Raw genomic sequence first — 25,722 nt, 5'->3', positions numbered from 1 at the left:
CCCCGTGAACATGCCCCCCGTGGAGCCGTCCGAGCAGGACGGCCCCGGCGCGAGGCCGGTGTCGCACCGTGCCCCGCGCGGACTGTCACGACGCGCCTTCGTCGGCGGCGCGGCCGCCTCCGCCGTCACCGTCGCCGGCATCTCGCTGGCGGGCGGGTTGCCGTCGGCCTCCGCGACCCCGCCCCTGCGCACGCCGCACGGGTCCGGCTCGGTCTCCTCGGCGCCCCGGCTGCCGGCCGGGTTCACCAAGACCTTCAGCAGCCGCTTCGTGCGGGCCGGCGAGCTGCGCCAGCACGTGGTGACCGGAGGCGACGGGCCGCCGTTGCTCCTGGTGCACGGCTGGCCGCAGAACTGGTACGCGTGGCGCATGCTGATGCCGGAACTGGCCCGGCACCACACCGTCATCGCCGTCGACCAGCGCGGCATGGGCCTCACCGACAAGCCGATGGGCGGGTACGACACCCGCTCCCTGGCGGGCGACCTGGTCGCCCTGATGGACGCCCTGGGCCACGAGCGGTTCGCGGTCGTCGGCCACGACACCGGAATGATCATCAGCTACGCGCTGGCGGCCGACCACCCGGAGCGCGTCGCCCGAGTGGCCCTCGCCGAGGTCCCCGGACCCCCGCGGAAGTCCGCCTCACCGATCCTCTTCGTGGACGAGCGGGACAACGACAGGCTCTGGCACATCCCGTTCAACCGGGTCGACCACGAGCTGACCGAACGGCTGGTCAGGGGGCGTGAAGCGGACTTCTTCGGCTACGAGTTCGACATCCAGGGCGGGGAGAAGCTGCCCCGGTACGCGCGCGAGTACTACGTCCGCCTCTTCTCCGACCCCGCGACGCTGCGCGGCAGTTTCGGGTTCTACCGCGCGTGGGACGGCACCACCGGTCAGAACGAGGACCGCGCGCGAAAGAAGCTGACGATGCCGGTCCTGGCGATCGGCGGATCCGAGAGCTGGGGCGGTGCCGTCGCGGGCGCGATGGAGCCCCTGGCGGAGGACGTACGGGGCGTGGTCCTCCGCGGCGCCGGTCACTGGGTCGCCGAGCAGGCACCCGAGGAGATGCTGGCGGAACTCGGCACGTTCCTCGCCCCGTACCGCCGCGCCGCCGGCGCCTCGCGGTAACCCCCGGCCGGGTCCGTCCCGGCGAACCCCATCCACAGACGGGAGGCACGGTGTTCTCCGACATCGGCCCGCTGGAGGTCCTGACGCTGCTCGTGGTGGCGGTCGTCCTCGTCGGACCCGACAGGCTCCCCGGGCTGGTCTCCGACACCGTGCGTGCCCTGCGCGGGCTCCGTGAGCTCGCGCAGGGCGCCCGGGCGGGCCTCCGGGACGAACTCCCGCCCGAACTGCGGGACCTGGACCTCACGGACCTCGACCCGCGCGATCCGCCCGCCGGCGGCCACCGGCCGTGACGGGGCCATCCGGCGGCACCCGGATCCGCGTGCGGCACCTCGTCACCTCGGCACCTCAGAAGGGAAACAACCATGTTCGGAAGGCTCGGAGCACCCGAGATCCTGCTCATCCTCGTCGTCGTCCTCCTCCTCTTCGGGGCCAAACGGCTTCCCGACATGGCCCGTTCCTTCGGGCAGTCGCTCCGGATCCTCAGGAGCGAGACCAAGGCCATGCGGGAGGACGGCTCCGACGAACCCACGGGTGCCGTGCGGACCGCGGCCCTCGGGCCCGGGTCCGCGACCGGTGAGCCCGGGGACGCGACCCCGCACACGGCGCCCGAGGCCACCGCGGCGGGCGCCCCCCACCGGCGCTGAAGCGCCCCGGACGGACCGGCCATGACCACCCGTACCCCGCGTGACCCCGATCGGATGCCCCTCCGGGAGCACCTGCGAGAACTGCGCAACCGCCTGCTCAAGGCCGTCGGGGCGATCCTGCTCGTCACCGTCGCCGCCGCCCTGTTCCACCGGCAGCTCATCGGGTTCCTCATCGATCCGCTGCCCGGCTGTGCCCCCGGCCGCCTGACCGGGGCCTCCGGGGCGGACGGTGCGGGTCACTGCGGCGTGATCTCGCTCAACGGTCTCCTCTCGCCGTTCTCCCTCGCGCTCAAGGTGTCGCTCACCGCGGGAGTGGTCGGCGCGAGCCCGGTGTGGCTCTACCAGCTGTGGGCCTTCGTCGCGCCGGGACTGCACCGCCGCGAGCGGAAGTACACCCTGGCCTTCCTCGGGGCGGGCATCCCCCTGTTCCTGACCGGCGCCGCGGTGGCGTACCGGACGCTGCCGACGACGGCCCGGGTGCTGATCTCCTTCACGCCCGACAACGCCACCAACATCCTGCCCGTCGACGACTTCCTCGACCTGGCCACCCGCATGGTGATCGTCTTCGGCCTCTCCTTCGAACTCCCCGTGCTCCTCGTGCTGCTGAACTTCGGCGGGGTGATCAGCGCCCGGCGGATGACCGGCTGGTGGCGCGGCATGCTCATGGGGGTCGCCGCCTTCGCGGCGATCGCCACCCCCAGCACCGACCCGATCAGCATGCTGCTGCTCGCCACGCCCATCAGCCTGCTGTACGGGGCGGCGTGCGCGGTCGCCTGGTGCAACGACCGCCGGCGACGGCGCACCGCACCCGGCCGCCCCGACCCGGCCCCGGCCGCCGTCGAGGCCCCCGCCCCCGACGACGTCGCCGTCGGCCGGTCATGACGCGCCGCGGCGGGAGCCGCTCACTCCGCCCACGGTTCGAAGCCGGTGTCCAGCACGGCGTCGAGGAACCGGCGTAGCAGGGCCGCGTCCGCGGACCCGAACCGTTCCTCGAACCGGTTCTGGACGTCGTTCCAGAGGGGGAGCGCCGCCTTCATCCTGGCGAGGCCGTCCGGTGTGAGCGTGACGATCCGCGCGCGGCGGTCGGTCGCCGAGGTCTCGACGGTGACCAGGCCCTCCCGCGCGAGCGGCTTGAGGTTGGAGGCCATCGTCGTACGGTCCATCGCGATGATGTCGGCGAGGGCGGTGATCGTCATCTCTTCGTGGACGCTGAGCTGCTGCAGGATGCTGAACTGCGTCGCACGCAGGCCGACCGGGGCGAGGGCCTTGTCGTAGGTCGCGCCGAGGTACCGGGCCGCCTTGCGCAGCGCCAGGTTGTTGCATGAGTCGGCTTTCGACGCCGCAGCGGTCATGATCTCCTCCCGAGCATCCTCCCCATGATATGAGCATCTGCTCCCACACGGGAACGAGAACGGCAGGCAGTGGCTGCCGGTGACCTCCCGCGACCGTCGGAACGGACGAAACGGGTCATAATTCCGGATGGGTGAGGATTCCAGGATCCCGCAGTTAGGAAGCGTTCACTTCCTTCGCCGCGCAAGTAAACTAGAGGTATGTCAGACGTCATGCCGCGGCAGGAAGCGGCCCCCGAGGCGATAGTGCCGCTCAGTCCCGACGAGGAAGCGGTCGTCCGGTCGCTGAGTCGTGTCATCTACGCCCTGCCTCGTGTCATGGACGCTGATCTGGTCCGCGAGCAGCGGCTCCCGCTCATCGAGTACCTGACACTGATGAACCTCTCCGAGGCGCCCGGTCGGCAGATGCGTATGAGCGACCTCGCCGGGGCCTGCGAACTGTCGGTCAGCGGGATGACGCGCGTCGTCCACCGGCTGGAGAACGACGGGCTCGTGCAGCGCGTCAAGTGCGCCGAGGACGCCCGCGGCTGGAACGCGGTCCTCACCGACGCCGGCCTCGCCCGCCTCAAGGAGGCGTGGCAGACCAACCTGATGTCCGTGCGCCGTCACTTCCTCGACCACCTCGAAGGCCTGGACCTCAAGGCGCTCGGCGCGGCCCTGAGGAACGTCGCCACCTGACCGCCCCGTACGGCCGAGGGGCCCACCCCGGCTCCCCGGCCACTCCGCCGTGGCAGAGGCGTGCCCCTGCCACGGCGCCCGGTCAGGCCTTCGCCGCGACCGGCTCCCCGGCCTCGGACGCTGCCGCGCCCGCGCCGTCACCGGTGGTCCCGGCGGACGGCGTGACAGGGGTGTAGAAGACGCTGCCCTGACGGCGGGACCGCTCGGCGAGCCCCTTCGCGACCAACGCCTCCAGGGCGTTGCGCACGACGGGGGCGCTCGGGGCGGAGCGATCCGGATGCCGCTTGGCCAGTGCGTCGACGAACTCACTGACCATGCGCGGCTCTTCATCGGCGGTGAGGACGTCCGCGACGAGGCCGCGCAGGGTCGGCTTCTCCTTGTCGCGGGACTGCGCCGCCTTCTTGCCGGCCTTCCGGGCCTTGGCCCCGCCGGCCGGCTTCCGTGTGCGGGGCCGCGGGACGGCCCGGGGAGCACCCTCCTCCGGCGCCCCGGCCACGTCGGCGGCCGGAACCACCTCGGCGGGAACCTCCTCGGCCGGGACTTCTTCGGCCGGCACGGCATCGGCAGGTTCGTCGCGCGGGGCGACGCGGCGTCCACCGGTCGTCACGCTGCCCTGCAGCCGGGTCAGCCAGGCCCGCTCGTCCTCGAGCCGGGTCAGGCGGGCCTGGAGCCCGGCCACCTGCTCCCGGACCGCTTCCTGTTCCTTGGCGTTGTTCTCCAGGTCCTCTGCGAGACGCGCCGCATACCGGTCCTGAATGGTTGTGTTGTGGGACACGACAGCCGCTTCCTGGTGTATGGGATGTTGCTGCCGGATCGTACCCATCCTCCGCCCTCACCGTGCGGAACCGCCCCGTACTCAGCGAGTTGGGGCGGTGTTCACCGTGGGCGTCCCGGCCGAACGCCCCGCCGCCGAAGTCCCGTGCGGGGCAGGCCCGTGAGCGAGCCGGGAGAGACCTGCTCGACCCAACTCGACTTTTTTCCAGGCGTAGTTGAGATGCCTCTTCACGGTGCCGGGGTGCAGGTGCAGCGTCCGGCCCCGCGGTGGGGGAGGAGCCCTTGACGGGTGAACCCGCGTACGGTCAGGACAAGTTCGAGGGAACCCCACCGGGTGAGCCGCCGTTGACGGCCCTCCTGAGCCGCCGCCCCCGCCCTCAGGCCCGCCAGATGTTGTCGAAGGCCGCCTTCTCGATGTCCTTCCGCTGCCGCACCGACTGCAGTTCCTCGACGGCGTCGTGGACCGCGGCCAGCACCGTCTCCACGGCGTCGTCGCCGACGTCGGCGAGGTCGCCGGCGGTCCGGTCCCCGGGGACCCCGGCGGCGGAGGCGAGGGCGGCCAGCACGGGCTCCCCGGACGACCGGCGGCCGAGCGCCTCCCGGCGGGCGGGGGAGTCCAGCAGCACCTGCTCCCCGGTGGCCCAGGGCCGCCACCGGGGGCGGCTCACGGCGGTCAGGCCGGTCGCCTGCAGCGCGCCGCGGTAGACCGAGGAGAGGTTGCGGCCCCTGCGCCACAGCCAGTCCTCGACCGACTCGTAGGGCTCCTGGTCGACGAGCGCGGACGCCGCCTGGTCCAGCAGGTGGTCACCGGTGGCCGGCCCGTGCGCCGGCACCAGGCGGTCACCGTCCAGGGTGACCGCCCGCGCTCCGAGGAGGTCGATCACCTCGGCCCCCGCGAGCGCGAGCGACAGGTCGCCCGGTTCGACGGGAGGGCTCGAAGGCGCATCCATGCTGACGATCATCAGGTCCTGCGGCGTGGTCATGGCGGCTCCCGTCGAAGAGATCAACAACGATACGTCGCCGCGGGCCGCCGTCCGCCGTTCCCGGCGCACGGCGAGCCGCCCCTCACGGTGCGTGCAGGTCCGGGCGGTGCCCGGTCAGGGGTTCGTCCAGGCGCTGGGGGCCTCCGTCAGGGCCAGGACGCCGCGCGGCAGTTCGGCCCCGGCGACGTCGGCGAGCGACACGCCTTCGAGGATCTCGCGCACGTTGGACCGCAGCGCGATCCACAGCGGCAGCAGCGACTCGGCGGGGCCCGTGTACGCCAGGTCCGGGGGGCGGACCCCGCGGACCGAGACGAGCGGTCCGTCGACGGCGCGGATGACGTCGGCGATGCTGATGGACCCGGCGGGCCTGGCCAGGCGGTAACCGCCGTTGCCGCCCCGCTGGCTGAGGACGAGACCGGCGCGGCGCATCTCGTTGAGGATGCCCTCGAGGAACTTGTGCGGGATGTCCTGGGCGGCGGCGATGGCCTCGGCCTTCATCGGCCCGGCCTCCGGTGACGCGGCGAGCTGCAGCGCGGCACGTACCGCGTAGTCCGCCCTGGCTGAGATCCGCATGGGCGCATTATCCCGTCGGGTGCCGGTGGTGTCGGTTCCGGGTCACTTTAGGATGCCCGGGCCTTCAGGCCGGAGAGGAAGGCGTCCTTTGGTTGGAGCCGCGATGCGGCGGAGTTGGCTGCCCATCTGTTGTGACCTGTGTTCTCTTTCGTTGTCGGTGGGCGCTGTTAGGTTCCGCAGCGTGACGGCGACAGCGACGGCGGAGCAGGGGTGCGGGCATGCCCGGTACACCTACAGGTTGCGTGTGTCGTCCACGGCGCGTGCCGGTCTGGAGGCGGAGTGGGCGCGGTGCCGGTGGGTGTGGAACGAGTGCGTGGCGGTGTCCCGCAAGGTCCACGGCCTGAACCAGACCGCCGGGCAGAAGATCACGTGCGGCCCCGCGTAGCTGGACAGGATGCTGACCGAGGCCCGGCGGTCGATGGCGTGGCTGCGGGCGGGCAATTCGGTGTCGCAGCAGCAGGTCATCCGGGATTTCGCCAAGTCCCGGACCAAAGCGATCAAGGACATCGCGGCGCGGCTGCCGATGAGGCAGCGGGCCGGGATGCCCCGGATCAAGCGCAAGCGCGAGGCCGCACCGTCGCTGAACTACACCACCCGCGGTTCCCACGTCGGTACGCGTGTACCGGGACAGCCTCGGCCACTGGTACGCCTCGTTCGTCGTCGCCGTCCAGGTGCAGCCGCTGCCCGCCACCGGCGCGGTGATCGGTATCGACTGGGGCGTGCGTGAGACCGCGACCACGACCAGCGACGCCCACGACCTGCCGCACGCCCAGCACGGGAGGAATGCCGCGGCGAAACTGGCCCGCTACCAGAAGATGATGGCCCGCCGACGTACCCCGAAGAACAAGCGCGGCTACCGCAAGGCCCGCCGGGCCGCCGCGAAGGTGTCCAAGAAGATCGCCCGCCGGCGGCAGGACACTGCCCGCAAGTGGGCCGAGCGCGTCGTGCGCGACCACGACGTCATCGCGGTCGAGGACTTCCGGCCGAAGTTCCTCAGCCGGACCACCATGGCGCGCAAGGCGGCGGACGCCGCGATCGGCGCCACCAAGACGGCGCTGATCGAGATGGGCCGCAAGCACGGGTGGGACGTCCGCCTGGTGCATCCCGCGCACACCACCATGGACTGCGCGTCGTGCGGAGCGAGAACCAAGCACGCACTTCCTCTTTCGGAACGTACCTACACCTGCACCGCGTGCGGAGCCGTGTCTCCCAGGGACAAGAACTCCGCCCGCGTGATGCTGGTCCGGGCTGGTCTCAACCCGGCTGGTGCCGATCGTGTAAGCGCTGGCGGACCGCTGGTTCCCAGCCCACGTGAGCCAGGAATCCCCGTCCTTTAGGGCAGGGAGGATGTCAAACGGGCAGCGTGAACGGGGGGTGCGTGCCGTTGAGGAAGTAGTCCCCGACGTCGCGGAGGCGGGGGGCCACGGGCTCGTACAGGGTGTGGGTGCGCGCGTTGCGCCAGAAACGGTCCAGGCCCAGGCGCGCGGACGCGGAGCGGGGCCCGATGACGTCCAGGGCGCGCGTCGTGCTCTCCCGCACGGCGGTGGACGTCGCGACCTCGGCCACGGCCACGAGCGCCGAGATCTCCGCGCACTCCTCGTAGCCGAGGGCCTCCCCTCGGGCCAGGCCGCCCTCCAGTGCCTCCAGCGCTTGACCGGCGAGCGCGGAGGCGGAGCGGGTGAGGACGGTCAGCTCGCCGAACGCGGCGAGCACGTGGGGGTCCTGGGGCGATCCGGCCGGCCACTCCGGGTGCCACGGCCGCTGGCCCGCCCTGCTGTACTCACGGGCCTCGGCGAGCACGCCCTCGGCCGTGCCGAGCCGGAGCTGGACCGACATCAGACGCCCCAGCGGCGAGGCCAGCGAGGCCAGGGGCGGCAGGACCTCCTCCTCTGCGGAGAGCGAACCGAGCACCTCGTCGGCGGTGACCGCCACGGAGACGAACTCCACGCCGCCCCCGGCGGCGAGCCGCTGGCCGAAGGGATCGTCCTCCGCGCCGACCGCGACGCCGTGCCGGGCGGGGTCGACGGCGACGGCGAGCGGTTCCCCGGTGTCGGCCCGCGCGGCGCGCACGGCGATGCGGTCGGCGACGAGGACGCCCGTGACGTAGCTCTGCCGGCCTTCCAGCCGGTAGCCGCCCGTGGTCCTGGCCAGAGTCAGCGGCGGGTCCTGGCGGGCGAACCCACCGCCCCAGCACCACTGCCCGGCCGCGGAACGCCGTTCCAGCCCCGTGGCGGCCGAGGGCCCGGTGAGGAGCCGGGCGCTCCACGACACGAAGTAGTGCGTGCCGAGCAGTTGGGCGATCGCGGCGTCGGCCGCCGCGATCTCGCGGACCACGGCGTACGCCGTGGCCCAGTCCGCGCCCCCGCCGCCGGACCCGGCGGGCACCAGCAGCGGCAGCAGCCCCGCCTCGCGCAGCCGGGAGACCTCGTCGAACGGGGGCTTGCCGGCCTGGTCCCTGGCGACCGCGTCCGTGGCCAGGTCGTCCGCCGTCTCACGGGCCACCCGCAGCCAGTGCGCGCGGCCGGGCCCGGTCGGTTCCGGTTCCGGCTCCGGCGGCGGTGCGGAGCCGGACGGCGCGGTCTCAACGTCCAAGGGCGTCTGGGGCACGTTCCTCATCCTGCGCAGCCTGTCGGACCACCGTCAATGCTTTCCCATCAATTCAATAGGAAATACTCGGCGGCGACCGCATCACGGGGTGCCCGCGGCGGTCCTGCGGATGGCGATGCAGGCGATGTCGTCGTTGAGGCCGCCGTCGCTGTGGCGGAGGAGGGCCTGGTGAAGGAGGCGCAGGAACCCGGCCGGTGCGGTGGTGGCGGCCTGTCGGGTCCAGGCGGTGAGGGGGAAGAAGGCGCCGCCCGGGTCGCGGGTCTCGCTCACGCCGTCGGTGTAGAGCAGCAGCAGGTCGCCGACGGCCAGGGGAACGCGGTCGACGTGGTAGCCGGAGCCGACAAGTGCCGCCAGGTTGACCGGTGGTGAGGGGGCCACCGGTTCGATGGCCCGGGTGCGGCCGTCGTGCACCAGCAGGGCAGGCGGGTGCCCGCAGCTGAGCACGGAGGCATGGTCGGCTGCGGGCGGGATCTCCACGATGACGGCGGTGGCGAAGCGTTCGCAGTCGTCCTCGGCGGGCACCGCCGCGGAGTACCGGGTGATGGTGGTCTCCAGACGGTGCGCGAGGTGCGCCAGGTCGGGGGCCTCGTAGGCGCCTCGTGGAAGGAGCCGAGGAGGGCGGCCGAAACCCCCACGGCGCGCAGGCGGCCCTTGCCGCGGACGTCCCCGAGGATCAGGCGCAGGCCGTGGGGGGTGTCGGCCGCGGCGTAGAAGTCGCCCCCGATGCGCGCCTGGGGGGCCGCGGCGAGGTAGAGGGTCGCGATCTCCAGGTTCCTGATGCGTTCGGGTACCGGCCTGAGGAGGACCTCCTGCGTCGCGTCGGCGACGGCGCGGACCTGGGCGAGGGTGTGTTCGCGCTGCAGGCGCAGGTGGCTCGCGTAGGCGGCGGCCAGACCGACGGCGCCGATCGCCCCGGCGGTGTAGAGGGCGGACATGTCGGAGAAGGCCAGGGCGTAGCCGATGACCGGGAGCAGGCAGATCATCCCGAGCGTGAGGGTCGCCCGCACGGACCAGAGCGACGCGGCGAGCGCGGGCGCCGCCGGCAGCAGGCGGGTGAAGGGGACGTCCTGGGGGGTGAGGATCGCCAGGACCCCGATGACCGCGGTCAGGACGGCGGGGGACAGCAGAACGGGGTCCCGTCGCCGCAGGTTCGACCACATCGTCCGATACCGGGCCAGAGCGCTCATGGCTGGATCGTAGGCGATCCTTGATCGCACCCCTCGGGTGCGACATCTGATGCCGCGTCCGGCCCGGAACGCCCTTCGCGGGTCCGCGGAGGGCGCGCGTCCTTGGGCTGGTGTCCCGCACCTGCCGCGGTGTTCCGCCGGTGGGCCCTGCGCATATGGGTCAGAAGGGAGGTTCGAGATCGCCGCGGCCGTCGCTGTGCGGCCCCCGGTCCCAGGGCTCCGCCTGGAAAGGTTTGGGGCCGGGGACGTCGTAGCCCCACGTTTCAAGGGCCCTCCGGGCGACGCGGCGGTTGGGTTCGTGGCCGTTGGTGTCGAGGACGCGGCGCGCGTGCACGGTGAGGTGATCACGCTGCTCGGCGAGTGCGGGGTGTTCGGCGAGGATGAGCGCGGCGATGACGGCGGCTTCGCGCACGTTCTCGTGGCGGTCCTGCAGGAAGGGAGCAACGGCCCGGTAGACCATCGGGCGCAGGTCCCGGAAGGACGCCATGGTGGTGCCGCGGGTGAGGAAACCGGGGAACCACTGCTCGATGCGGCCGACGATCTCGTCGGAGGCGTCGTAGGCCGTGGAAACCAGCCAGTTCAACAGCGTCGCGCGGATGGGGACGTTGCGATAGGCACGGAGGTTCGCGGCCGCCGGGTGGGTGAGGATGCCGGCGACGTACAGGGCGACGGGTGCGGTGGCCTCGTAGATGGTGTTCTGGTGGTTGACCATCTCACCCAGCTCCGACAAAGCGGTGACCTGGATCTTGGGATCGGGCTCCAACAGTCGCGCGAGGACGTCGGGAAGGTCCTCGCCGCTCCCGAAAGCAGTTTGGAGCGAGCCCCAAGGGGTCTCCGCCAGGACCACCCGGTAGGGCGGCACGTCGGGCTCAACGGGCGCCCCGGCGCTGGAACGGCTCTCGTGCATGGGCCGAACCTAGACCAGGCCGCTGACACGATTCCCCTTGCGGGCCGGTCATTCGGACTGCGGTCCCGCGCGAGCTATGGGCGGGACGGCGCCCCGACTTCCGCTTCCGCGAGCGCATCGGACACCAAACAGCGGGGCGAACTGTCGCATCGTGAGGTGTGCGCGTCATCCGCCGCGACCGTCAGTATCCGGTCCTCCAGGGGGCGTCAGGGGCGGCCCGTGCTGACCGTGTCCTCGCCGTGGCCGCGCATCATCACTGGCTTGCCGGACCGCCGTGGACCCGGTCCGGCGAACAAGGCCATCCAGTAGGGTTCCGACGCCGTGATCACTCCCGCGCAGCAGGATCGCTCCATGGCGGCAACGCCTTCGCGCGCGGTAGTGGGGAATCGCTGGAACTTACTGCGAGAACATCCCAGGTGACGGGCACGGCCGAGAAGTCGGATGTGGAGGGTTTTCGACCCAATGCGAAGGGGTTCACGATGACCGAATTTTCTGAGGGTTCGGAGCCGAACGCCTGCTCCGCCTGGGCCGTTGTCGACTGGTTCTCCGATGCCCTCGACAAGACCTATTTCGAGGAGAAGTTCGTCGGCAACATGTCGGCCCTGGCGGTCAGCCCCGAGGGACGTGTGGCCGCCCTCGCGGACCGCTCCTTGCTCTTCCACCTGGACGCCGCCACCCACGAGCCCGTCGAAGTCGTGGCGCTGTACGACGAGAACGGGAAGGAGACGGACTTCGAGGCCCTGGTCTTCGATGAGGACGGCACGCTCCTGATCGCCTCCGAGGAGCCGGCCGTTCGTCGCTACACCCCGGAGGGAAAGTTCATCGACAGGCTGCCGGTGCCGGACAGCCTCCTCCTCGCGCCTGCGGGCCGGGCCGTGGTCAACGAGACCTTCGAGGGCCTCGCCATGCAGCCCGGCGGCCTCACCCTGGTGGCGTCGATGGAGGGTGCGCTGAGGGGTGACGAGAGCGCCTACGTGCGTTTCCAGGCGTGGAAACGCGAGACGACCGGCGACGAGTTCCGGATCGGCGTGCAGTGGGGCTACGTGCGAGACAAGGGCCTGTTGCTGTCGGACATCTGCGCGTCCGGTGACGGCAGGCTCCTCGTTCTGGAGCGAGGCTTCGACAAGAGCGTGGGCAATATCATCCGGGTCTATCTCGCCGACCCGCGCGAGGCGGACGACATCACCCACGTCGAGAAGCTGTCCGGCCAGGACGACGTTTCCCTGATGAACAAGACCCTGCTGGTCGACATGGTCAACTGCCCGCCGCTCGGAGCCACGAACAAGCAGTCGCAGGCCAACCCCCTGCTCGGCAACATCGAGGGCATGACGATCACCGGGACCGCCCCGGACGGCCGTTTGAAGGTCCTCATGGTCACTGACGACAACCAGAGCGCCATGCAGACCACCCGACTGTACGGGATGACCATACGGTTGCCCGAGCTCTGAGTCCCATGCGCCCGGTCCGGGAGCCGGCGTGCGGAGGCGGATGACATGGCATCGGGCACGGGTCCCGGCGCGGGGACGCCGCATCCGGACTCGACGGGAAAGGAGCCCCAGGCTGCTTCCCGGGGCTTTCCGCTGGAGCGGGCGACGGGGATCGAACCCGCGCTGCGTCCGCCGGGTGGCGTGGGTGCCCCACGGCGCCCGGCGGACGCGAGCGGCGTCACTCCACGAAGTGGCCCGGGCCGACGACCTTCCACTGGCGGGTGTGCGGGTCCTCGATCGAGGTGTAGGGGGCCTGGAAGACCAGCACCTGCTCGGTGGAGCGCTTGATGGTCCACAGCTCGGGGGTCCTGCCGGAGCGGTCCCAGGCGATGGCCTGGCCCTCGACGTCGGGCAGCTTGACGGTCGCCACCCAGCGCAGGTCCGAGCCCTCGGACGGGACGTCCATCACGTAGGCCTCGTCGTAGTCGTGGCCGGTGATCCACAGCCGGCCGTCGGGGCCCCACGAACCTCCGGAGTTGCTCATGGGCCGGATCTTGTCCAGGAGTTCCTGCGGCAGCGTCCAGGCCTCCACGACGCGGAACCGGTCGTCGAGTTTGACGATCTGCGTGTTGTCGGTACCGCCGTACGGCTCCGTGGAGCCCGCCGGGGGCTTGTCGTAGTTGGCGAAGGCCGCCCACCACGCCCCGTCGTGCCGGTCCAGCCAGGTCAGCGAACCGCGGTCGATGCCGAAGCTGAAGGTGTCGACGTGCTTCATCGTCCGGGTGTCGAACACCTCGACGGAGCTCTTCTCGGGCGTGGTGTTGTAGTTCGAGGTCGCCGCGTACAGCTTGTCGCCGACCACGGTGGCGCTGTCCATGTGGATGATCGGGCCGTCGGCGTCGCCGACGAACTGCAGGAGAGGTCTGCCGGTCGCCTTGTCGTGCTTGGTGATGGTCTGGTTGTTGACGGCGTAGAAGTACTTCCGGTCGACGGCCACACCCTGCCGCGCGTCGAAGGCGGCGAAGGTGTGCCGGAGTTCGGCCGTGTACTCCGTGGGGGCCGCCTTGGCGACCGCCGTTTTCGCGACCGCCGGGGTCGAGGCCTCGGCGGATCCGAGGCCCGTGGCCGCCATGAGTGCCGCCGCCGCAAGGCAGGCTGCCGCGGCTGAAGCGATCTTGGTCCGTACGCGCATGGTTCCCCTCGGTGGATCCGGTGACAGGGCAGGGTTCGACCCTGACGCGGCCGGAGATCGTCCACGCGAACTCCGGGGGAGCGGAGGGTGAAGGACAGACCGCCGACCGCTGCGCACCGCCCGGCTTCTCCGCGTCCGCGACCGCCCGCGCACGGGGGCCGGTGTCGGCGCCGGGTGGGAGACTGCCCGGCATGATCGAACCGAATCCCAAGGCGGACCTCCTCCGGTACCTGCAGGACGCGCGGGACACCCTGCTGTGGAAGATGGACGGGCTGTCGGAGTACGACGTCCGCCGCCCCCTCACACCCACGGGGACGAACCTGCTGGGGCTGGTCAAGCACGCCGCCGGTGTGGAGCTTGGCTACCTCGGCGACACCTTCGGGCGGCCGTTCTTCGGTGCGGAGCGGCCCTCCTGGTACCGGGAGGACGCGGAGGCCAACGCGGACATGTGGGCCACGGCGGACGAGACGCGCGAGGAGATCACCGGGCTGTACCGCCGGGCCTGGGAGCACGCGGACGCCACGATCGAGGAGCTGCCCCTCGACGCGGTCGGCCACGTCCCGTGGTGGCCGGAGGAACGCCGTGCGGTGACCCTCAACCACGTCCTGGTCCGCGTGATCGCGGACACCCAGCGGCACGCCGGCCACGCCGACATCCTCCGCGAGCTGATCGACGGCAGCGTCGGCTTCCTGCAGGGCAACGACAGCATCCCGTCGGACGACCGGGCCTGGTGGGAGGAGTACCGCGCCCGGCTCGAGCGCGTGGCACGCGAGGCCGGCAAGTGACCCGAGCGTGCCGGGCGGTGTGCTCACTACGCTGGCGGGATGACGATGCACAAGATCGGCCCCGTGAGTGTCGACGCGATGATCGAGGACCTCAGGACGCTCGTCGAGGTCGAGTCCCCCTCACGTGACGTCGACGCCCTGACGGCATCGGCCAAGGCCGTCGCCGGCGTCATCGAAAGGCGCCTCGGCGGTCAGGCCGTCTGCGTCGAGAGCCCGGTCGGGCCGCACGTCCGCTGGTCTTCCGGGGGCGACCCCAAGGTGCTGATCCTGGGACACCACGACACGGTGTTCCCGCTCGGCACCCTCGCACGGCGCCCGTTCACCGTCGCCGGCGGCCACGCCACCGGCCCCGGCGTCTTCGACATGCTGGGCGGTCTCGTGCAGGCCGTCCACGGTGTGGCGCTCCTGGAGGACCGGTCGGGCGTCGAGATCCTGGTGACCTGCGACGAGGAGGTCGGCTCCGCCCACTCCCTGGCCCTCATCGAGGAGCGGGCCCTCGCCTGCGGCGCCGTGCTCGTCTTCGAGGGCGCGGCCGAGGGCGGGGCGCTGAAGACGGGCCGCAAGGGCTGCGGCACGTTCGAGGTCACCGTCACCGGCCGCGCCTCGCACGCGGGACTGGAGCCCGAGGCCGGGGTCAACGCCCTCGTCGAGGCCGCGCACCAGGTGCTGGCCGTCGCGGCGCTCAGCCGGCCCGAGGCCGGTACGACCGTCACCCCGACCGTGGCGTCGGCGGGCACCGTCGACAACGTGGTGCCCGCCGAGGCGACCGTCGTCGCCGACGTACGGGTCGAGACGGCCGAGGAGAAGGAACGCGTCGAAGCCGGCTTCGCCGCTCTGACCCCGCACCTGGACGGAGCCGCCATCTCGGTCCGCGGCGGCGTCCGGCGGCCTCCGATGGCGGAGTCGGCGTCCGCGGCGCTCTTCGCCCTGGCGCAGCGGTTGCTGCCCGGCATCGAGGGCAGGGCCGTCGGCGGCGGGAGCGACGGCAACCACACCGCCGCGCTGGGAGTGCCGACCCTCGACGGTCTCGGAGCGGTCGGGGGCGGGGCGCACGCCGACCACGAGTACGTGGTCGTCGACGCCATGGCCGAACGGGCGACCCTCGTCGCCGGCCTGGTGCACGCCATCCGGAACGCGTAGCCGCGGGGCCCTGTCGCCGCCGGTGTCACGGACACGGGAGCTGTCCGGTCATGCAGGTAGCTGACGACCGCCGTGCGCGCCGGCGCACCGGGGCGGATCGACACCACTGCGGGAGGGAATGGCGATGCGGACGGTGGACCTCGGCGGTCAGGGACTGCGCGTGCCGGTGCAGGGCCTGGGTGCGATGGGGATGAGCGTGGACTACGGTGCGGGGGACGAGCGGGAGTCCGTGATCACCCTCAACCGCGCGGTCGACCTGGGCGTCACGTTCATCGACACGGCCGAGTCCTACGGCCCCTTCGAGAACGAGAGGCTGATCGCCCGCGCCCTCGGACACCGCCGGGACGAGGTCATCCTGTCGACGAAGTTCGGCCTCGACTTCGCCGACGACGGTACGCCCGGTCCCCTCGACGGCCGTCCGGAGCACGTCCGCCGGGCCGTGGAGCGTTCGCTGCGCCACCTGGGCACGGACGTGATCGACCTCTACTTCATGCACCGGGTCGATCCGGGGACGCCCGTCGAGGACACCATCGGCGCGATGGGCGAACTGGTCACCGCCGGCAAGGTCCGCTACATCGGGCTCTCCGAGGTCTCCTCGGAGACCATCCGCCGGGCCCATGCCGTCCACCCCCTCACCGCGGTCCAGTCGGAGATGTCGCTGTTCACCCAGGACCTGCTGGACAACGGCCGCAAGGCGACGATGGACGAACTGGGCATCGGCCTGGTCGCCTCCTCGCCCATGGGCCGCGGCTTCCTCAGCGGGGCCATCCGCAGCGTCGACGACCTGGCGCCGGACGACGCGCGGCGCGGACTGCCCCGCTTCTCGCCGGAGAACATCGCCGCGAACCTCGCCCTGGTCGAGCGCGTACGCGAGATCGCCGAGGCGCGCGGTGCGACACCGGGCCAGGTCGCGCTCGCCTGGGTCAACGCGCAGGGGGCCGTCGCCATCCCCGGTACGAAGCGGCGGAAGTACCTCGAGGAGAACGCCGCGGCGGCCGACCTCGTCCTGTCGCGGGACGAACGCGCCGCGCTCGGAGCCGCCGTCCCGGCCCGGGAGGTGAGCGGCGCGCGCTACACCGCGCGGGCGCTGGAGTCCACCAACCGCTGACGACCGACCGAGCGCCGCGGCGGCGGTCCCCGCGACCGGGGGACCGCCGCCGCGGCGGCTCCGTGCCCGGATCAGAGCCCGGCGAGCACCGCGAACGGGTCGGCCGCGCCGCCGTTGTCGACGGCGGCGATCCGCCGCCGCAGGGTGAACGCGGCGCCCGGTTCGATCGTCACCTGACGCTGGGTCATCGCCCATATCCCGCAGGCGTACACGGTGAAGCCAGGCTCGTCGTAGAGCAGCCCGTACGTCTGACCGTCGGAACCGGTCATGCCCACCCACGGCGCCGTCGGCTCGAAGTCGGCCGGGGCGGAGGCGGTCACGGTGCCGTGCCCCGCGACGCCGCTGCGCTGGCCGGCGCCGTCGTGGTCCAGCACGTCGCCCAGCCAGAAGGTGCGGGACTGCGTTCCCCGGTTGGTGAAGACGCTCTCAGCGGTCACCCAGGGCTCGCCGTCGCCGATCGTGAACGTCGTGACCACCTCGACGTCGGGGACCTGGGTGCTCGCCCCGGTGGCGCGCGCGGAGGCGACCGGGCCGCCCGCGGCGAGCACCTCCAGGGCGGTGGACCGCACAGTCAGCTGCTGCCAGGCGCTGCTCCCGCGCGGCCGGGCCGCCGAGGCGTACGGCAGGTTCATCCAGTCCAGCTGGTCGAGGTGACCCACGGCCGCAAGGTCCAGCGGCTTGCCCAGGGTGACCCCGGACAGCTGGGGGTCCTGGGAGCCCGCGGAGACGGCCAGCGACAGCATGCCGTTGGACAGCGTGACGTCCGTGGCCGCCGCCTGCGACTGCGGCCCGGGCACCGCACGGCCGGTGCCGGCCCGTACGGCGGCACGCGTCAGGGCCACGTCGCCCCGGGTCTGCGCGCCCGCGCGCACGGTGGCCGTGGCGGTCGCCGGTTCGTAGCCGACGCCGCCCACGGCGACCGCGTACTGTCCGGGCGGCGCGAAGGCCAGGTACTCGCCGGTGGTGTCGGTGGTGACGGCCGCGAACCGGGTGCCGTCCGCCGCCGTGACCGTCACCTGGACGTTGGCGAGCGGCTTGCCGGTGACCTTGTCGGTGATCCGGCCGACCAGTCCGTCGCCGGCGTCGATCCGCCGGGCCCCGGGGCGCCCGTCGCACACTTCGAAGGCGGCGATGGTGAAGGCCGGGGAGGCCGCGTCGTCGCCCTTGAGGACGATGCGCAGGTCGGCGCGCCACCGGTCGCGGGTCACGTCGCACATCACGTAGCCGCGGTAGGTGCCGTTGTAGAACTTCACGTGCGGGTTGGCGACGAGACCCGCCCGGACGTCGGCGTCCCAGCCGGCGCCGGAGGAGATCGACGTGCCGACGAACTCGGTGGCGACGACCGGCGCGTGCGGGTCGTCGAAGTCGGTCTTGAGGTCGTTGACCCAGTGGGTGTGCCAGTCGCCGCTGAGCACCACCGGGTTGGCGACGTCACGGTCGGCGAGGAAGTCGAGGATACGGGCGCGGGCACCCGCGTACCCGTCCCACTGGTCGAGGTTGACGATCTTCCCCGGGCCGAGGTCGTAGTCGAAGGCGGCCATGATGGTCTGCTGGGCGATGACGTTCCACCGGGCCTTGGAGCGGTCCAGGTTGCCGAGCAGCCACTTCTCTTGCTCCGGGCCGGTCATCGTGCGCTCCGGGTTCCAGACCTCGGGGCCCGGTTCCTTGCGGCCGTCCCCGTACGCCTGGTCGGTGCGGTACTGGCGGGTGTCGAGGACGCTGAACTCGGCGAGCTTCCCGAACCGCACCTGACGGTACATCAGCGCGTCCGGGCCGGTGGGCCGCTGCTCGGGCCGCAGTGGCAGGTGCTCGTAGTACGCCTGGTAGCCGTTGGCCCGGCGCTCCAGGAAGGGACGGCCGTCACCGGCGCCACCCGGCACGTCGGCCGCGTAGTTGTTCTGGACCTCGTGGTCGTCCCAGGTGACGAAGAACGGGAACCGGGCGTGGGCCGCCCGCAGTTCGGGCGAGGTCTTGTACAGGGCGTGCAGCCGGCGGAACTCGGTGAGGCCGCCGTCGGTCGTCTCGTAGATGTAGTCGCCGAGGTGGAGGACGAAGTCGAGGTCCTGCTCCGCCAGGTCCCGGTAGGCGGGGTAGGCACCGCCCGTCCACGACTGGCACGACACGAACGCGAACCGCAGCCGCTCGGCCTTCGCCCCGGGCGACGGCATGGTCCGCGTGCGGCCGGTGCGGCTGCGGACCTCGCCGTACTGGAAGCGGTACCAGTACCAGCGGTCGGGGGCCAGGTCGTCGACGACGACGTGCACGGTGTGCGCGGACTCGGGCAGCGCCGTCACCGCGCCGCTCGCGACGACCTTCCGGAAGGACTCGTCCTTCGCGACCTCCCACCGCACCTCGACGGGCGTCGCGGGCATGCCGCCGGTCTCCGCGTCGAGCGGGTCGGGCACCAGGCGGGTCCACAGCACGACGCTGTGGTGGTCCGGGTCGCCGGAGGCGACGCCGAGGGAGAAGGGCGCGGGGTCCAGTTCCGCGGCGCGCGCGGAGAGCGCCTGGGTCAACTGGCCCGCGGCCAGGACCCCGAAGGTGCCCCCGGCGAGGGCGAGGAAACGGCGTCGGTCGAGGGTGCGCAGTGCAGGGGTGGTGGTCACGTCCCAAGATCGTGCAGCAGCCGTACGGCCGGGCGGGTGTCGCTGCGGGGAAGGGACGGTGTCCAGTACATGTCGGGCGCGGGCGGTGTCGGGCCGTCGGCGTCGTTCGACGGGCGGGGTGCCCCGGCGCGGTGGCCGGCGGCGGCGTTGCTACCGTGGCGGCGTGCCACTCCTGGGACCGGCTGACCCACTGCCCCACCGACCGCGGCGGGTGCTCGTCGCCGGCACGTCCGGCGCGGGCAAGACGACGCTCGCCGCCCGTGTCGCCGCCGCGCTGCATGTGCCGCACGTGGAGATCGACGCGCTCTTCCACGGCCCCGGCTGGACCAGGCGCCCCTCGTTCGAGGCCGACGTCCACCACTTCAGCGCCGGGCCCGGCTGGGTGACCGAGTGGCAGTACGGCTCGGTGCGCGCCCACCTCGCCGCCCGCGCCGACGTGCTGCTCTGGCTGGACCTTCCCCGGCGCCGCGTCATGCGCCAGGTGATCCGGCGCACCCTGGTGCGTCGCCTTCGCCGGCAGCGGCTGTGGAACGGCAACGTCGAGCCGCCCCTGTGGACGATCCTCACCGACCCCGAGCACATCGTCCGCTGGGCGTGGACCACCCACGGCAAGACGGCGGCGCGGGTGTCCCAACTGCTGCACGAACGGCCGGAGTTGACCGTGGTGCGCATCCGGAGCCACATCGAGGCGGCCCGCTGGGAGGACGGGCCGCTGCGGGACTCCGTCGTCACGCGGCCGTAGGACTGTCACCGAGCCGTGGTCATGGGGTCACGGTTCGTCTCAGCAGGCCAACTCATAGCCTGAGCACGCCAGTTGGCGCACCATGGCATGTGCGCGCGGCAAGCGGCGGTCGCCGGTCGTCAAGACGGTGCGAAGAGTGCGAAGGGGTGGGTGGGAGTGGGCTTACGCAGACCGGTGCTGCTGGCGGCGGCAGGGGCGCTGCTGCTGGCGGGGTGCACGAGTGAGGGGAAGCAGGGCGAGGGCGCCAAGACGCCGTCGGGGGCGAGCCCGAGTGGACGGAGCACCCAGAGCCCGGCCCCCTCGGCGTCGGCGGTGAACGACCCGTACACGCTGGCCGAGAGCGCGGCACCGCCCCACAGCTCCTGCTCGGCCTCCTCCGCCGTCTCCTGCTCCGGGGAGGTCAACGCCCGCAGCAGGGCGGGGACATCACCGGCGGGACCGTAGGCATGGTGCAGCTCCGCCCAGGCGACGCGGTCCAGTTCGGCGAACACGGTGTCGAGATCCATACGGCGGATCGTGTCACGGGGGTCCGACAACGCAGCGCCCGGGCGGGAGGCCGTCGCCTTCCGCCCGGGCCCTGCGGTCCCGGCCGCCTACGCGCGCGCCGCCGCGACGCTGCGCCCGCGGTCGGTCTCCGGGAAGCGGCCGAGCATGGCCCGCAGTTCGCCGCTGTCGACGTTGGCGCCGAAGGGCTCGGTGCCCGGTTCCAGGCGGACGCCCTCGGCGAGCGGGCCGGCCACGACGGGCTCAAAGCCGAGCGCGTCCACCAGGCCGGCGACCTTGGCGAGGTCGTCGGGGTCGTCGCCGGCGATGGCGATCGCCTTGCGGCCGGGCGTCCCGGCGGGCCGGGCCCCGTCCTCCAGGTCGTGGTAGCCCATGTGGTTGAACGCCTTCACCACCCGCGAATCCGGCAGGAACGCCTGGACGGTCTCGCTCGACGACGTACGCGGATCGGTGAGGTCGTCGCGTATGCCGTCGACCTCCCACCAGTAGTTCATCGCGTCGATCACGAGCTTGCCGCGCAGCGCCTCGGCCGGGACGGTGCGGTACTTGCCCAGGGGGAGGGCGAGGACCGCGAGGTCGGCCCGGGCCGCGGCCTCCGCGGCGGTGACCGCGACCGCGCCCGGGGTGAGGACCTCCACCGTGAGCGCGATGGCGGCGGGGTCGCCCGAGCCCGCGATCAGCACGCGGTGGCCCGCGGCCAGGGCCAGCCGGGCCAGTACGGTCCCGACCTTGCCCGCGCCCAGGATGCCGATCGTGCGCACGCCCTCGGTGTTCATCGTGTGGTCTCCGTTCCTTGGGTTCCGTTCCGGCGTCCGCGTCGGCGTCGGTGTCGGTGTCGGTGTCGGCGTCAGTCCGCGAGGATGTCGCGGACCATGGGGATCACCTTCGTGCCGAAGAGCTCGACGGCACGCATGCGGGCGGCGACCGGCTGGGGGCCCACGGTGTAGATCAGGTCGAACCGGCCGACGCCGAGGTCGCCGACGGCCTGGGCGATCTTGCGGGCGACCGTCTCGGGCGACCCGATGTAGAGGGAGCCGTGCTCGATCTCCGCGTCGTACTCCTCGCGACGGACGGGGGGCCAGCCGCGCAGCTTGCCGATGCGGTCGCGCATCACCTTGTAGCCCGGCCAGAACCCCTCCCGGGCCTCCTCGTCGGTGTCCGCGACGAAACCGGGGGAGTGCATCCCCACCGGGTGGGCGGTCGTCCCGAACTGGTCGGCGGCGCGCCGGTACAGGTCGATGTAGGGCGCGAAGCGCGTGGGGGAGCCGCCGATGATGGCGAGCATGAGCGGGAGGCCGTAGCGCGCGGTGCGGACGACGGACTGGGGCGAGCCGCCCACGCCCACCCAGGTCTTCAGCCGGCCGGACTCGGTCTTGGGGAAGACGTCGGCGTCCTTCAGCGGCGCCCGCGTGGTGCCGCTCCAGGTCACCGGCTTCTCGTCGAGGAGCTTCGCGAAGAGCTCGATCTTCTCCTCGAAGAGCACGTCGTAGTCACTGAGGTCGTACCCGAACAGCGGGAAGGACTCGGTGAAGGAGCCGCGGCCCAGGATCACCTCGGCCCGCCCCCGCGAGAGGGCGTCGACGGTCGCGAAGCGCTGGAAGACCCGGACGGGGTCGTCGGAGCTGAGCACGGTCACGCCGGAGGCGAGCCTGATCCGCTCGGTGCGCGTGGCGATCCCGGCGAGCACGGTCTCGGGGGTCGACACGGAGTACTCGGGGCGGTGGTGCTCGCCGAGCGCGATGACGTCGACGCCGATCTGGTCCGCCAGGACGGCCTCGTCGAGCACCTGCCGGATCGCCGCGGCGTGGGAGACGGGGGCACCGGTGCCGTCCACCGGCACGTCGCCGAACGTGTCGAGGCCGAATTCGAGGTCAGACATCAGAGGGTTCCTTCGTGAGCAGTTCACGCACCATCGGGGCCACTTCCCGGCCCAGGAGCTCGATGGTGCGGGCGCGGGCCTGGCGGGGCAGGTGCATGATGTCGTACTTGAGGTCGAAGCGGTCCAGGTGGAGGTCGCGGGCGACCCGGGCGATCTTGCGGGCGACGGTCTCGGGGGAGCCGACGAACAGCGCGCCGTCGACGAGTTCCGCCCGGTAGCGCTCGTAGCTGGGCTTGTAGAAGCCGCGCTCCTCCGAGATCGCGGCCACGACCGGCTCCCAGTACCGCCACCAGGTCTCGACCGCCTCTTCGTCGGTGTCGGCGACCAGGCCCAGGGAGTGCTGTCCGATGGGCTGGGCGGGGTGCCCGTACTGCTGGAGCGCCCGCTGGTAGAGGTCGACGTGGCCGGCGAAGCGCTGCGGGCGGCCACCGATGATCGCCAGCATCAGCGGCAGGCCGTACCGGGCGGCACGGATCGTGGAGTTGGGGCTGCCGCCCACGCCGATCCAGGTGGGGATGCCGCCCTTGCGCATGCGGGGGCGCAGGTGCTGGTCGGTCAGCGGGGACCGGACGGTGCCGGACCAGGTGACCGTCTCCTCCTGCTGCAGGCGCATGAACAGTTCGAGCTTCTCGTCGAAGAGCCGGTCGTAGTCGGCCATGTCGTGGCCGAACAGGGCGAAGGACTCGGTGACCGAGGCCCGGCCGAGGACGAGTTGGGCGCGGCCGTCCGACACCGCGTCCAGGGTGGAGAACGCGTGGTAGAGCCGTACGGGGTCGTTGGTGCTGAGCACGGTCACCGAGGTGCCGAGCTTGATGCGCTCGGTGGCGGTGGCCATCGCGGAGAGCAGGACGGGGGTGGCGGTGTCCATGTGCCCGGCCCGGTAGTGCTCGCCGACGCTGAAGACGTCGAGTCCCGCGGCGTCGGCGAGCGCGGCCTCCTCGACGAGCAGCCGGACGGTCTCGGCGTCGCCGAGCACGCGGCCGTCGTCCGTCGCGATCTCTCCGAACGAGTTCAGACCCAGTTCGAAGGCAGTGGGCGTCATGGTCCCCTCCTCCCGCCTCCGGAACGGTTCCACGTCCGGTGGCCAAGTGATTGACGCGTCAAGCATGCATCGATATGATTGACGTGTCAAATAGAGGGGCGGTCATGGGACGCGGACACGGGCCTCTGCCCACCACGGAAGAACTCGGGATCTGGCGTGACTTCATCGAGACGACGGAGCGGCTCCGCTCCCACCTGGCGTCGCGCCTGCAGGGCGACTCGGGGCTCTCCCCCGGGGACTACGGCGTCCTGCTCACGCTACGGGAGGCGGAGGGCCACCGGCTGCGCTCCTCCGAGCTCGCGGCGGCGATCGGCTGGGAACGCAGCCGCCTCTCCCACCACCTCGGACGCATGGAGCGGCGCGGGCTGATCCGGCGCGTGGAGTGCACCACCGACAACCGGGGCGCCGAGGTGCTCCTCACCGACGACGGGGCCCAGGCCTTCCGGCGGGCCACGCTGCCGCACCTCGGCGCCGTCCGGGAGATGTTCGTCGACTCCCTCACGGCGGAGCAGATGGCCGCCGCGGGTGAGATCGCCCAGGCCCTGCGCGCCCGGCTGGACACCGCTTCCGGGCCTTCCTGAGGCCGCCGGGGGCCGGTCGGGACCCGGTCAGGGCCGGGCGTAACGGTCGCTGATGACGCCGCGCAGGCCCGCGGCGTTCCGCAGGCCCTGCCCCCGCGCGGCCTCGTCCTCCCAGGCCGACATGTCGGGGAGGGTGGGGATGCAGACGAGTTCACCCATGTCCAGGCCGACGAGCGCGGCGCGGACGAAGTCGTCGGCGTCGACGAACGACTCCTGCGGGAACAGGGCGGAGTCCACGCCGGAGGCCTCGAAGAACTCGGTGCGCACGGGACCCGGCAGCACGACCTGCACGCGGATGCCGCTGCCCTCGACCTCGCGTTGCAGGGCCCGGGAGAAGTGCAGGTCGTAGGCCTTGCTCGCGGCGTAGGCGGTGCCGCCGGGCGGGGCGTGGAACGCGCCGATCGACGACACGTTGATCAACGTCCCCGAGCCGTGCCGGTCGAAGGAGAGCAGCGCCGCCCGGGACAGCCGGGTCAGCGCGAGCACGTTCACCGCGACGAGACGGTCCAGGTCCGCGGGCGCGGCCTCGCGCAGCGGCCCGAGGGCCCCGAGGCCGGCCGCGTTGACGACCACGGCGAGGCCGTCGTGGTCGAGGACGGTCCGCTCCACCCGGGCGAGGCCGCCCGGGTCGGCCAGGTCGGCGGCGAGCACGGTCGCCTCGAGACCGGTCTCTCGCCGGACGGACTCGGCGAGCGCGGCCAGCCGGTCCGCGCGGCGGGCGACGAGGACCGGCGCATAGCCGCGCCGGGCCAGCTGCTCGGCGTAGCAACGCCCGATCCCCGAGGACGCGCCGGTGATGAGTGCGGCTTGGGCGCGGTCTGCCTGGTCGCGGGTCATGGGCACCTTCCGGGGGAGGGCCGGACCCGTCCCGTCGCGCGGACCCGGTCCACCCATCGTCGCGGCGCGGGCCGCGTTCCGCCGCACGGGCGGCGGACGCATCACGGCCGACCACGGAACCTCACGCCTCGGGCGACGACCGCCAGACCCAGTTGCGGCGCTCGTACGCCACCTGGAAGCCGAGCCGGAGCATGTTGTGCAGCGAGGAGTTGTGGGTGCCCGGTGCCTCGGCGCCGGTCTCGGCGACCAGCACACCGCAGCCGAGCTCCCGTGCCCTCCTGGCCCGTGCGGCGAGCAGGGCGGTCTGTCCGCCGCGCTTGCGGGCGTGCGGCAGCACCGCACCGGCGAACATCTGGGCCGCGTCGCCGTTGACGTGCATCGTGCCCGTGCCGACGATCTCCCCGTCCAGCCGGGCCGCGAACGGATGCCACCCGGTCCGGCTCGCCGAGGCGGCGGTCATCTGCGCGTAGTGCTCCTCGGGCATGCCGAACGCACGGGTCACCACCGCGCCCCACTCCTGGGCCTGCTCCGGCTCCAGCGGGGCCACCCGGATCCCGGCGGCGGGCCGTCCCAGCGCTTCGGCGCGCGCCACGGCCTCCTCGACCGGGCAGACGAGCTTCACCCAGGACGATCCCGCGGTGATGCCCTCGCGGCCGCGGATGTCGTCCCAGTCCTCGGGCAGGAACGCGGGCGCGATCTGGAGGACGGCCTGCGCGGTCCCCTCCGAGCGGTAGAAGTCGCACACCTCGTGGATGACCTCCGCCGTGACCGGGGTGGTGACGCCGAGGCCGAGGGCCTTGCTCCAGTAGTGGGTGGGGTCGTTGCGCATCGACAGCACGACACCGCCACCGATCCGCGCGGCGTTCATCCCGAGCGCGGCCCGCACGGCTCCGGGCGCCTCCGTCTCGAACCGGTACATCGCCTCGGCCTCGGACCGCTCCGCGACCGCCGGGGGGACCACTGCGTTCATGTGAGGCCTGGCTCTCTTCTCTGGTGCACGTCGCCCGCGGGCCGGAACACGACCCCTGGCGGGGAGGGGCCGCGCGGATCATAT

General features: G+C 72.4%; 26 protein-coding genes and 2 pseudogenes. 12 read left to right on the top strand and 16 right to left on the bottom strand.

Translation table 11 applies throughout. The annotated features are described in order from the left end of the window. Positions 1–10: 10 nt before the first annotated feature. The 4 genes from ABZ312_RS30660 to tatC all read left to right on the top strand — a co-directional run bounded on the left by ABZ312_RS30660 (position 11) and on the right by tatC (position 2,649). Positions 11–1,123, top strand: a complete 1,113-nt coding sequence (locus ABZ312_RS30660) for an alpha/beta fold hydrolase (RefSeq protein WP_500439203.1) — start codon at positions 11–13, stop codon at positions 1,121–1,123. Positions 1,124–1,173: 50 nt separating this feature from the next. After that, positions 1,174–1,413 carry a twin-arginine translocase TatA/TatE family subunit gene (locus ABZ312_RS30655; protein ID WP_499516191.1) on the top strand — a complete coding sequence of 80 codons (240 nt, stop codon included), beginning with the start codon at positions 1,174–1,176 and terminating at the stop codon, positions 1,411–1,413. Positions 1,414–1,485: 72 nt separating this feature from the next. Next, complete coding sequence (tatA, locus tag ABZ312_RS30650; RefSeq protein ID WP_500323657.1) at positions 1,486–1,767, top strand: Sec-independent protein translocase subunit TatA; 282 nt, start codon at positions 1,486–1,488, stop codon at positions 1,765–1,767. 21 nt (positions 1,768–1,788) lie between these two features. Further along, positions 1,789–2,649: a twin-arginine translocase subunit TatC gene (gene tatC, locus ABZ312_RS30645; protein ID WP_500356577.1), complete on the top strand. Its 861-nt coding sequence runs from the start codon at positions 1,789–1,791 to the stop codon at positions 2,647–2,649. 20 nt (positions 2,650–2,669) lie between these two features. Here the strand turns inward: tatC and ABZ312_RS30640 are convergent, their stop codons facing one another. After that, positions 2,670–3,119, bottom strand: coding sequence for a MarR family winged helix-turn-helix transcriptional regulator (locus ABZ312_RS30640; RefSeq protein WP_500323659.1), 450 nt, complete (start codon positions 3,117–3,119; stop codon positions 2,670–2,672). Between the two features lie 198 nt (positions 3,120–3,317). Between ABZ312_RS30640 and ABZ312_RS30635 the strand changes: the two genes are divergently transcribed. Continuing rightward, positions 3,318–3,794, top strand: a complete 477-nt coding sequence (locus ABZ312_RS30635; protein ID WP_500323660.1) for a MarR family winged helix-turn-helix transcriptional regulator — start codon at positions 3,318–3,320, stop codon at positions 3,792–3,794. A gap of 82 nt (positions 3,795–3,876) precedes the next feature. Here the strand turns inward: ABZ312_RS30635 and ABZ312_RS30630 are convergent, their stop codons facing one another. The 3 genes from ABZ312_RS30630 to ABZ312_RS30620 form a co-directional block, all read right to left on the bottom strand. Next, positions 3,877–4,569: a hypothetical protein gene (locus tag ABZ312_RS30630; RefSeq protein ID WP_500323662.1), complete on the bottom strand. Its 693-nt coding sequence runs from the start codon at positions 4,567–4,569 to the stop codon at positions 3,877–3,879. A 376-nt stretch (positions 4,570–4,945) separates the two neighbouring features. Next, positions 4,946–5,551 carry a GOLPH3/VPS74 family protein gene (locus ABZ312_RS30625; RefSeq protein ID WP_500356579.1) on the bottom strand — a complete coding sequence of 202 codons (606 nt, stop codon included), beginning with the start codon at positions 5,549–5,551 and terminating at the stop codon, positions 4,946–4,948. A gap of 114 nt (positions 5,552–5,665) precedes the next feature. Further along, on the bottom strand, positions 5,666–6,124 hold the full coding sequence (locus ABZ312_RS30620) for an RrF2 family transcriptional regulator (protein ID WP_500323664.1): 459 nt from the start codon (positions 6,122–6,124) through the stop codon (positions 5,666–5,668). Between the two features lie 319 nt (positions 6,125–6,443). On the opposite strand from ABZ312_RS30620, the pseudogene ABZ312_RS30615 reads away from it, so the two are divergent. After that, positions 6,444–7,461: pseudogene (locus ABZ312_RS30615) on the top strand (RNA-guided endonuclease InsQ/TnpB family protein). A 13-nt stretch (positions 7,462–7,474) separates the two neighbouring features. On the opposite strand, the gene ABZ312_RS30610 reads toward ABZ312_RS30615, so the two are convergent. From ABZ312_RS30610 to ABZ312_RS30595, 4 genes and pseudogenes are all read right to left on the bottom strand, one after another. Next, on the bottom strand, positions 7,475–8,716 hold the full coding sequence (locus ABZ312_RS30610; RefSeq protein WP_500439202.1) for an acyl-CoA dehydrogenase family protein: 1,242 nt from the start codon (positions 8,714–8,716) through the stop codon (positions 7,475–7,477). 96 nt (positions 8,717–8,812) lie between these two features. Continuing rightward, positions 8,813–9,964: a PP2C family protein-serine/threonine phosphatase gene (locus ABZ312_RS30605; RefSeq protein WP_500439197.1), complete on the bottom strand. Its 1,152-nt coding sequence runs from the start codon at positions 9,962–9,964 to the stop codon at positions 8,813–8,815. A gap of 114 nt (positions 9,965–10,078) precedes the next feature. Next, positions 10,079–10,825, bottom strand: coding sequence for a hypothetical protein (locus ABZ312_RS30600; protein WP_500323666.1), 747 nt, complete (start codon positions 10,823–10,825; stop codon positions 10,079–10,081). Between the two features lie 120 nt (positions 10,826–10,945). Beyond that, positions 10,946–11,178 (bottom strand): annotated as a pseudogene (locus tag ABZ312_RS30595) (IS5/IS1182 family transposase); the annotation flags it as partial. A gap of 126 nt (positions 11,179–11,304) precedes the next feature. On the opposite strand from ABZ312_RS30595, the gene ABZ312_RS30590 reads away from it, so the two are divergent. Then, complete coding sequence (locus tag ABZ312_RS30590) at positions 11,305–12,273, top strand: esterase-like activity of phytase family protein (protein WP_500439196.1); 969 nt, start codon at positions 11,305–11,307, stop codon at positions 12,271–12,273. A gap of 217 nt (positions 12,274–12,490) precedes the next feature. Here the strand turns inward: ABZ312_RS30590 and ABZ312_RS30585 are convergent, their stop codons facing one another. Next, complete coding sequence (locus ABZ312_RS30585) at positions 12,491–13,384, bottom strand: hypothetical protein (protein WP_500323669.1); 894 nt, start codon at positions 13,382–13,384, stop codon at positions 12,491–12,493. A 251-nt stretch (positions 13,385–13,635) separates the two neighbouring features. Between ABZ312_RS30585 and ABZ312_RS30580 the strand changes: the two genes are divergently transcribed. The 3 genes from ABZ312_RS30580 to ABZ312_RS30570 all read left to right on the top strand — a co-directional run bounded on the left by ABZ312_RS30580 (position 13,636) and on the right by ABZ312_RS30570 (position 16,477). Then, positions 13,636–14,229 (top strand): DinB family protein, encoded by a 594-nt coding sequence (locus ABZ312_RS30580; protein WP_500356583.1) that lies wholly within the window; start codon positions 13,636–13,638, stop codon positions 14,227–14,229. A gap of 39 nt (positions 14,230–14,268) precedes the next feature. Continuing rightward, on the top strand, positions 14,269–15,369 hold the full coding sequence (locus ABZ312_RS30575; RefSeq protein WP_500323672.1) for a M20 family metallopeptidase: 1,101 nt from the start codon (positions 14,269–14,271) through the stop codon (positions 15,367–15,369). 124 nt (positions 15,370–15,493) lie between these two features. Next, positions 15,494–16,477 (top strand): aldo/keto reductase, encoded by a 984-nt coding sequence (locus ABZ312_RS30570; RefSeq protein WP_500323674.1) that lies wholly within the window; start codon positions 15,494–15,496, stop codon positions 16,475–16,477. A gap of 71 nt (positions 16,478–16,548) precedes the next feature. On the opposite strand, the gene ABZ312_RS30565 is transcribed toward ABZ312_RS30570, so the two are convergent. Then, entirely contained in the window at positions 16,549–19,083 is a 2,535-nt protein-coding gene (locus ABZ312_RS30565) for an alkaline phosphatase D family protein (protein WP_500323675.1), read from the bottom strand. Between the two features lie 163 nt (positions 19,084–19,246). Here ABZ312_RS30565 and ABZ312_RS30560 point away from each other — a divergent pair, with 163 nt between their 5' ends. Further along, positions 19,247–19,825 carry a P-loop NTPase family protein gene (locus ABZ312_RS30560; RefSeq protein WP_500323676.1) on the top strand — a complete coding sequence of 193 codons (579 nt, stop codon included), beginning with the start codon at positions 19,247–19,249 and terminating at the stop codon, positions 19,823–19,825. Positions 19,826–19,944: 119 nt separating this feature from the next. Here the strand turns inward: ABZ312_RS30560 and ABZ312_RS30555 are convergent, their stop codons facing one another. The 4 genes from ABZ312_RS30555 to ABZ312_RS30540 form a co-directional block, all read right to left on the bottom strand. Next, positions 19,945–20,331 (bottom strand): hypothetical protein, encoded by a 387-nt coding sequence (locus tag ABZ312_RS30555; RefSeq protein WP_500323677.1) that lies wholly within the window; start codon positions 20,329–20,331, stop codon positions 19,945–19,947. A gap of 87 nt (positions 20,332–20,418) precedes the next feature. After that, positions 20,419–21,105, bottom strand: a complete 687-nt coding sequence (locus tag ABZ312_RS30550; RefSeq protein ID WP_500439195.1) for an NADPH-dependent F420 reductase — start codon at positions 21,103–21,105, stop codon at positions 20,419–20,421. A gap of 71 nt (positions 21,106–21,176) precedes the next feature. Continuing rightward, the gene (locus ABZ312_RS30545; protein ID WP_500356584.1) at positions 21,177–22,208 is read right to left on the bottom strand and encodes an LLM class flavin-dependent oxidoreductase; all 1,032 of its coding nucleotides are present in this window, start codon (positions 22,206–22,208) and stop codon (positions 21,177–21,179) included. Beyond that, on the bottom strand, positions 22,201–23,250 hold the full coding sequence (locus ABZ312_RS30540; RefSeq protein WP_500323680.1) for an LLM class flavin-dependent oxidoreductase: 1,050 nt from the start codon (positions 23,248–23,250) through the stop codon (positions 22,201–22,203). The genes ABZ312_RS30545 and ABZ312_RS30540 overlap by 8 nt, the downstream gene beginning before the upstream one ends. 104 nt (positions 23,251–23,354) lie before the next feature. Between ABZ312_RS30540 and ABZ312_RS30535 the strand changes: the two genes are divergently transcribed. Beyond that, positions 23,355–23,831: a MarR family winged helix-turn-helix transcriptional regulator gene (locus ABZ312_RS30535; protein ID WP_500323681.1), complete on the top strand. Its 477-nt coding sequence runs from the start codon at positions 23,355–23,357 to the stop codon at positions 23,829–23,831. 27 nt (positions 23,832–23,858) lie between these two features. Here ABZ312_RS30535 and ABZ312_RS30530 read toward each other — a convergent pair whose 3' ends face one another. Both ABZ312_RS30530 and ABZ312_RS30525 read right to left on the bottom strand, forming a co-directional pair. Continuing rightward, positions 23,859–24,668: an SDR family NAD(P)-dependent oxidoreductase gene (locus ABZ312_RS30530; protein WP_500439194.1), complete on the bottom strand. Its 810-nt coding sequence runs from the start codon at positions 24,666–24,668 to the stop codon at positions 23,859–23,861. A 121-nt stretch (positions 24,669–24,789) separates the two neighbouring features. After that, on the bottom strand, positions 24,790–25,638 hold the full coding sequence (locus tag ABZ312_RS30525; protein ID WP_500439193.1) for a GNAT family N-acetyltransferase: 849 nt from the start codon (positions 25,636–25,638) through the stop codon (positions 24,790–24,792). Positions 25,639–25,722 lie beyond the last annotated feature (84 nt).

Origin of the sequence: Streptomyces sp. NPDC006207 (assembly GCF_040613835.1) — a bacterium.
GTDB lineage: Bacteria > Actinomycetota > Actinomycetes > Streptomycetales > Streptomycetaceae > Actinacidiphila.
Note: the sequence above shows the minus strand (reverse complement) of the source record. Positions and strands in the feature narration are given on the sequence as shown.

Bases quoted from the DNA above. Each gene is read 5' to 3' on its own strand.
- ABZ312_RS30575 (WP_500323672.1), top strand. From the start codon at position 14,269: ATGACGATGCACAAGATCGGCCCCGTGAGTGTCGACGCGATGATCGAG.
- ABZ312_RS30605 (WP_500439197.1), bottom strand. From the start codon at position 9,964: ATGTCGCACCCGAGGGGTGCGATCAAGGATCGCCTACGATCCAGCCAT.
- ABZ312_RS30525 (WP_500439193.1), bottom strand. From the start codon at position 25,638: ATGAACGCAGTGGTCCCCCCGGCGGTCGCGGAGCGGTCCGAGGCCGAG.
- ABZ312_RS30530 (WP_500439194.1), bottom strand. From the start codon at position 24,668: ATGACCCGCGACCAGGCAGACCGCGCCCAAGCCGCACTCATCACCGGC.
- ABZ312_RS30555 (WP_500323677.1), bottom strand. From the start codon at position 20,331: ATGGATCTCGACACCGTGTTCGCCGAACTGGACCGCGTCGCCTGGGCG.
- ABZ312_RS30590 (WP_500439196.1), top strand. From the start codon at position 11,305: ATGACCGAATTTTCTGAGGGTTCGGAGCCGAACGCCTGCTCCGCCTGG.
- ABZ312_RS30660 (WP_500439203.1), top strand. From the start codon at position 11: ATGCCCCCCGTGGAGCCGTCCGAGCAGGACGGCCCCGGCGCGAGGCCG.
- ABZ312_RS30585 (WP_500323669.1), bottom strand. From the start codon at position 13,384: ATGGCGGCCACGGGCCTCGGATCCGCCGAGGCCTCGACCCCGGCGGTC.
- ABZ312_RS30600 (WP_500323666.1), bottom strand. From the start codon at position 10,825: ATGCACGAGAGCCGTTCCAGCGCCGGGGCGCCCGTTGAGCCCGACGTG.
- ABZ312_RS30625 (WP_500356579.1), bottom strand. From the start codon at position 5,551: ATGACCACGCCGCAGGACCTGATGATCGTCAGCATGGATGCGCCTTCG.
- ABZ312_RS30535 (WP_500323681.1), top strand. From the start codon at position 23,355: ATGGGACGCGGACACGGGCCTCTGCCCACCACGGAAGAACTCGGGATC.
- ABZ312_RS30640 (WP_500323659.1), bottom strand. From the start codon at position 3,119: ATGACCGCTGCGGCGTCGAAAGCCGACTCATGCAACAACCTGGCGCTG.
- ABZ312_RS30550 (WP_500439195.1), bottom strand. From the start codon at position 21,105: ATGAACACCGAGGGCGTGCGCACGATCGGCATCCTGGGCGCGGGCAAG.
- tatC (WP_500356577.1), top strand. From the start codon at position 1,789: ATGACCACCCGTACCCCGCGTGACCCCGATCGGATGCCCCTCCGGGAG.
- ABZ312_RS30580 (WP_500356583.1), top strand. From the start codon at position 13,636: ATGATCGAACCGAATCCCAAGGCGGACCTCCTCCGGTACCTGCAGGAC.
- ABZ312_RS30620 (WP_500323664.1), bottom strand. From the start codon at position 6,124: ATGCGGATCTCAGCCAGGGCGGACTACGCGGTACGTGCCGCGCTGCAG.
- ABZ312_RS30545 (WP_500356584.1), bottom strand. From the start codon at position 22,208: ATGTCTGACCTCGAATTCGGCCTCGACACGTTCGGCGACGTGCCGGTG.
- ABZ312_RS30540 (WP_500323680.1), bottom strand. From the start codon at position 23,250: ATGACGCCCACTGCCTTCGAACTGGGTCTGAACTCGTTCGGAGAGATC.
- tatA (WP_500323657.1), top strand. From the start codon at position 1,486: ATGTTCGGAAGGCTCGGAGCACCCGAGATCCTGCTCATCCTCGTCGTC.
- ABZ312_RS30570 (WP_500323674.1), top strand. From the start codon at position 15,494: ATGCGGACGGTGGACCTCGGCGGTCAGGGACTGCGCGTGCCGGTGCAG.
- ABZ312_RS30635 (WP_500323660.1), top strand. From the start codon at position 3,318: ATGTCAGACGTCATGCCGCGGCAGGAAGCGGCCCCCGAGGCGATAGTG.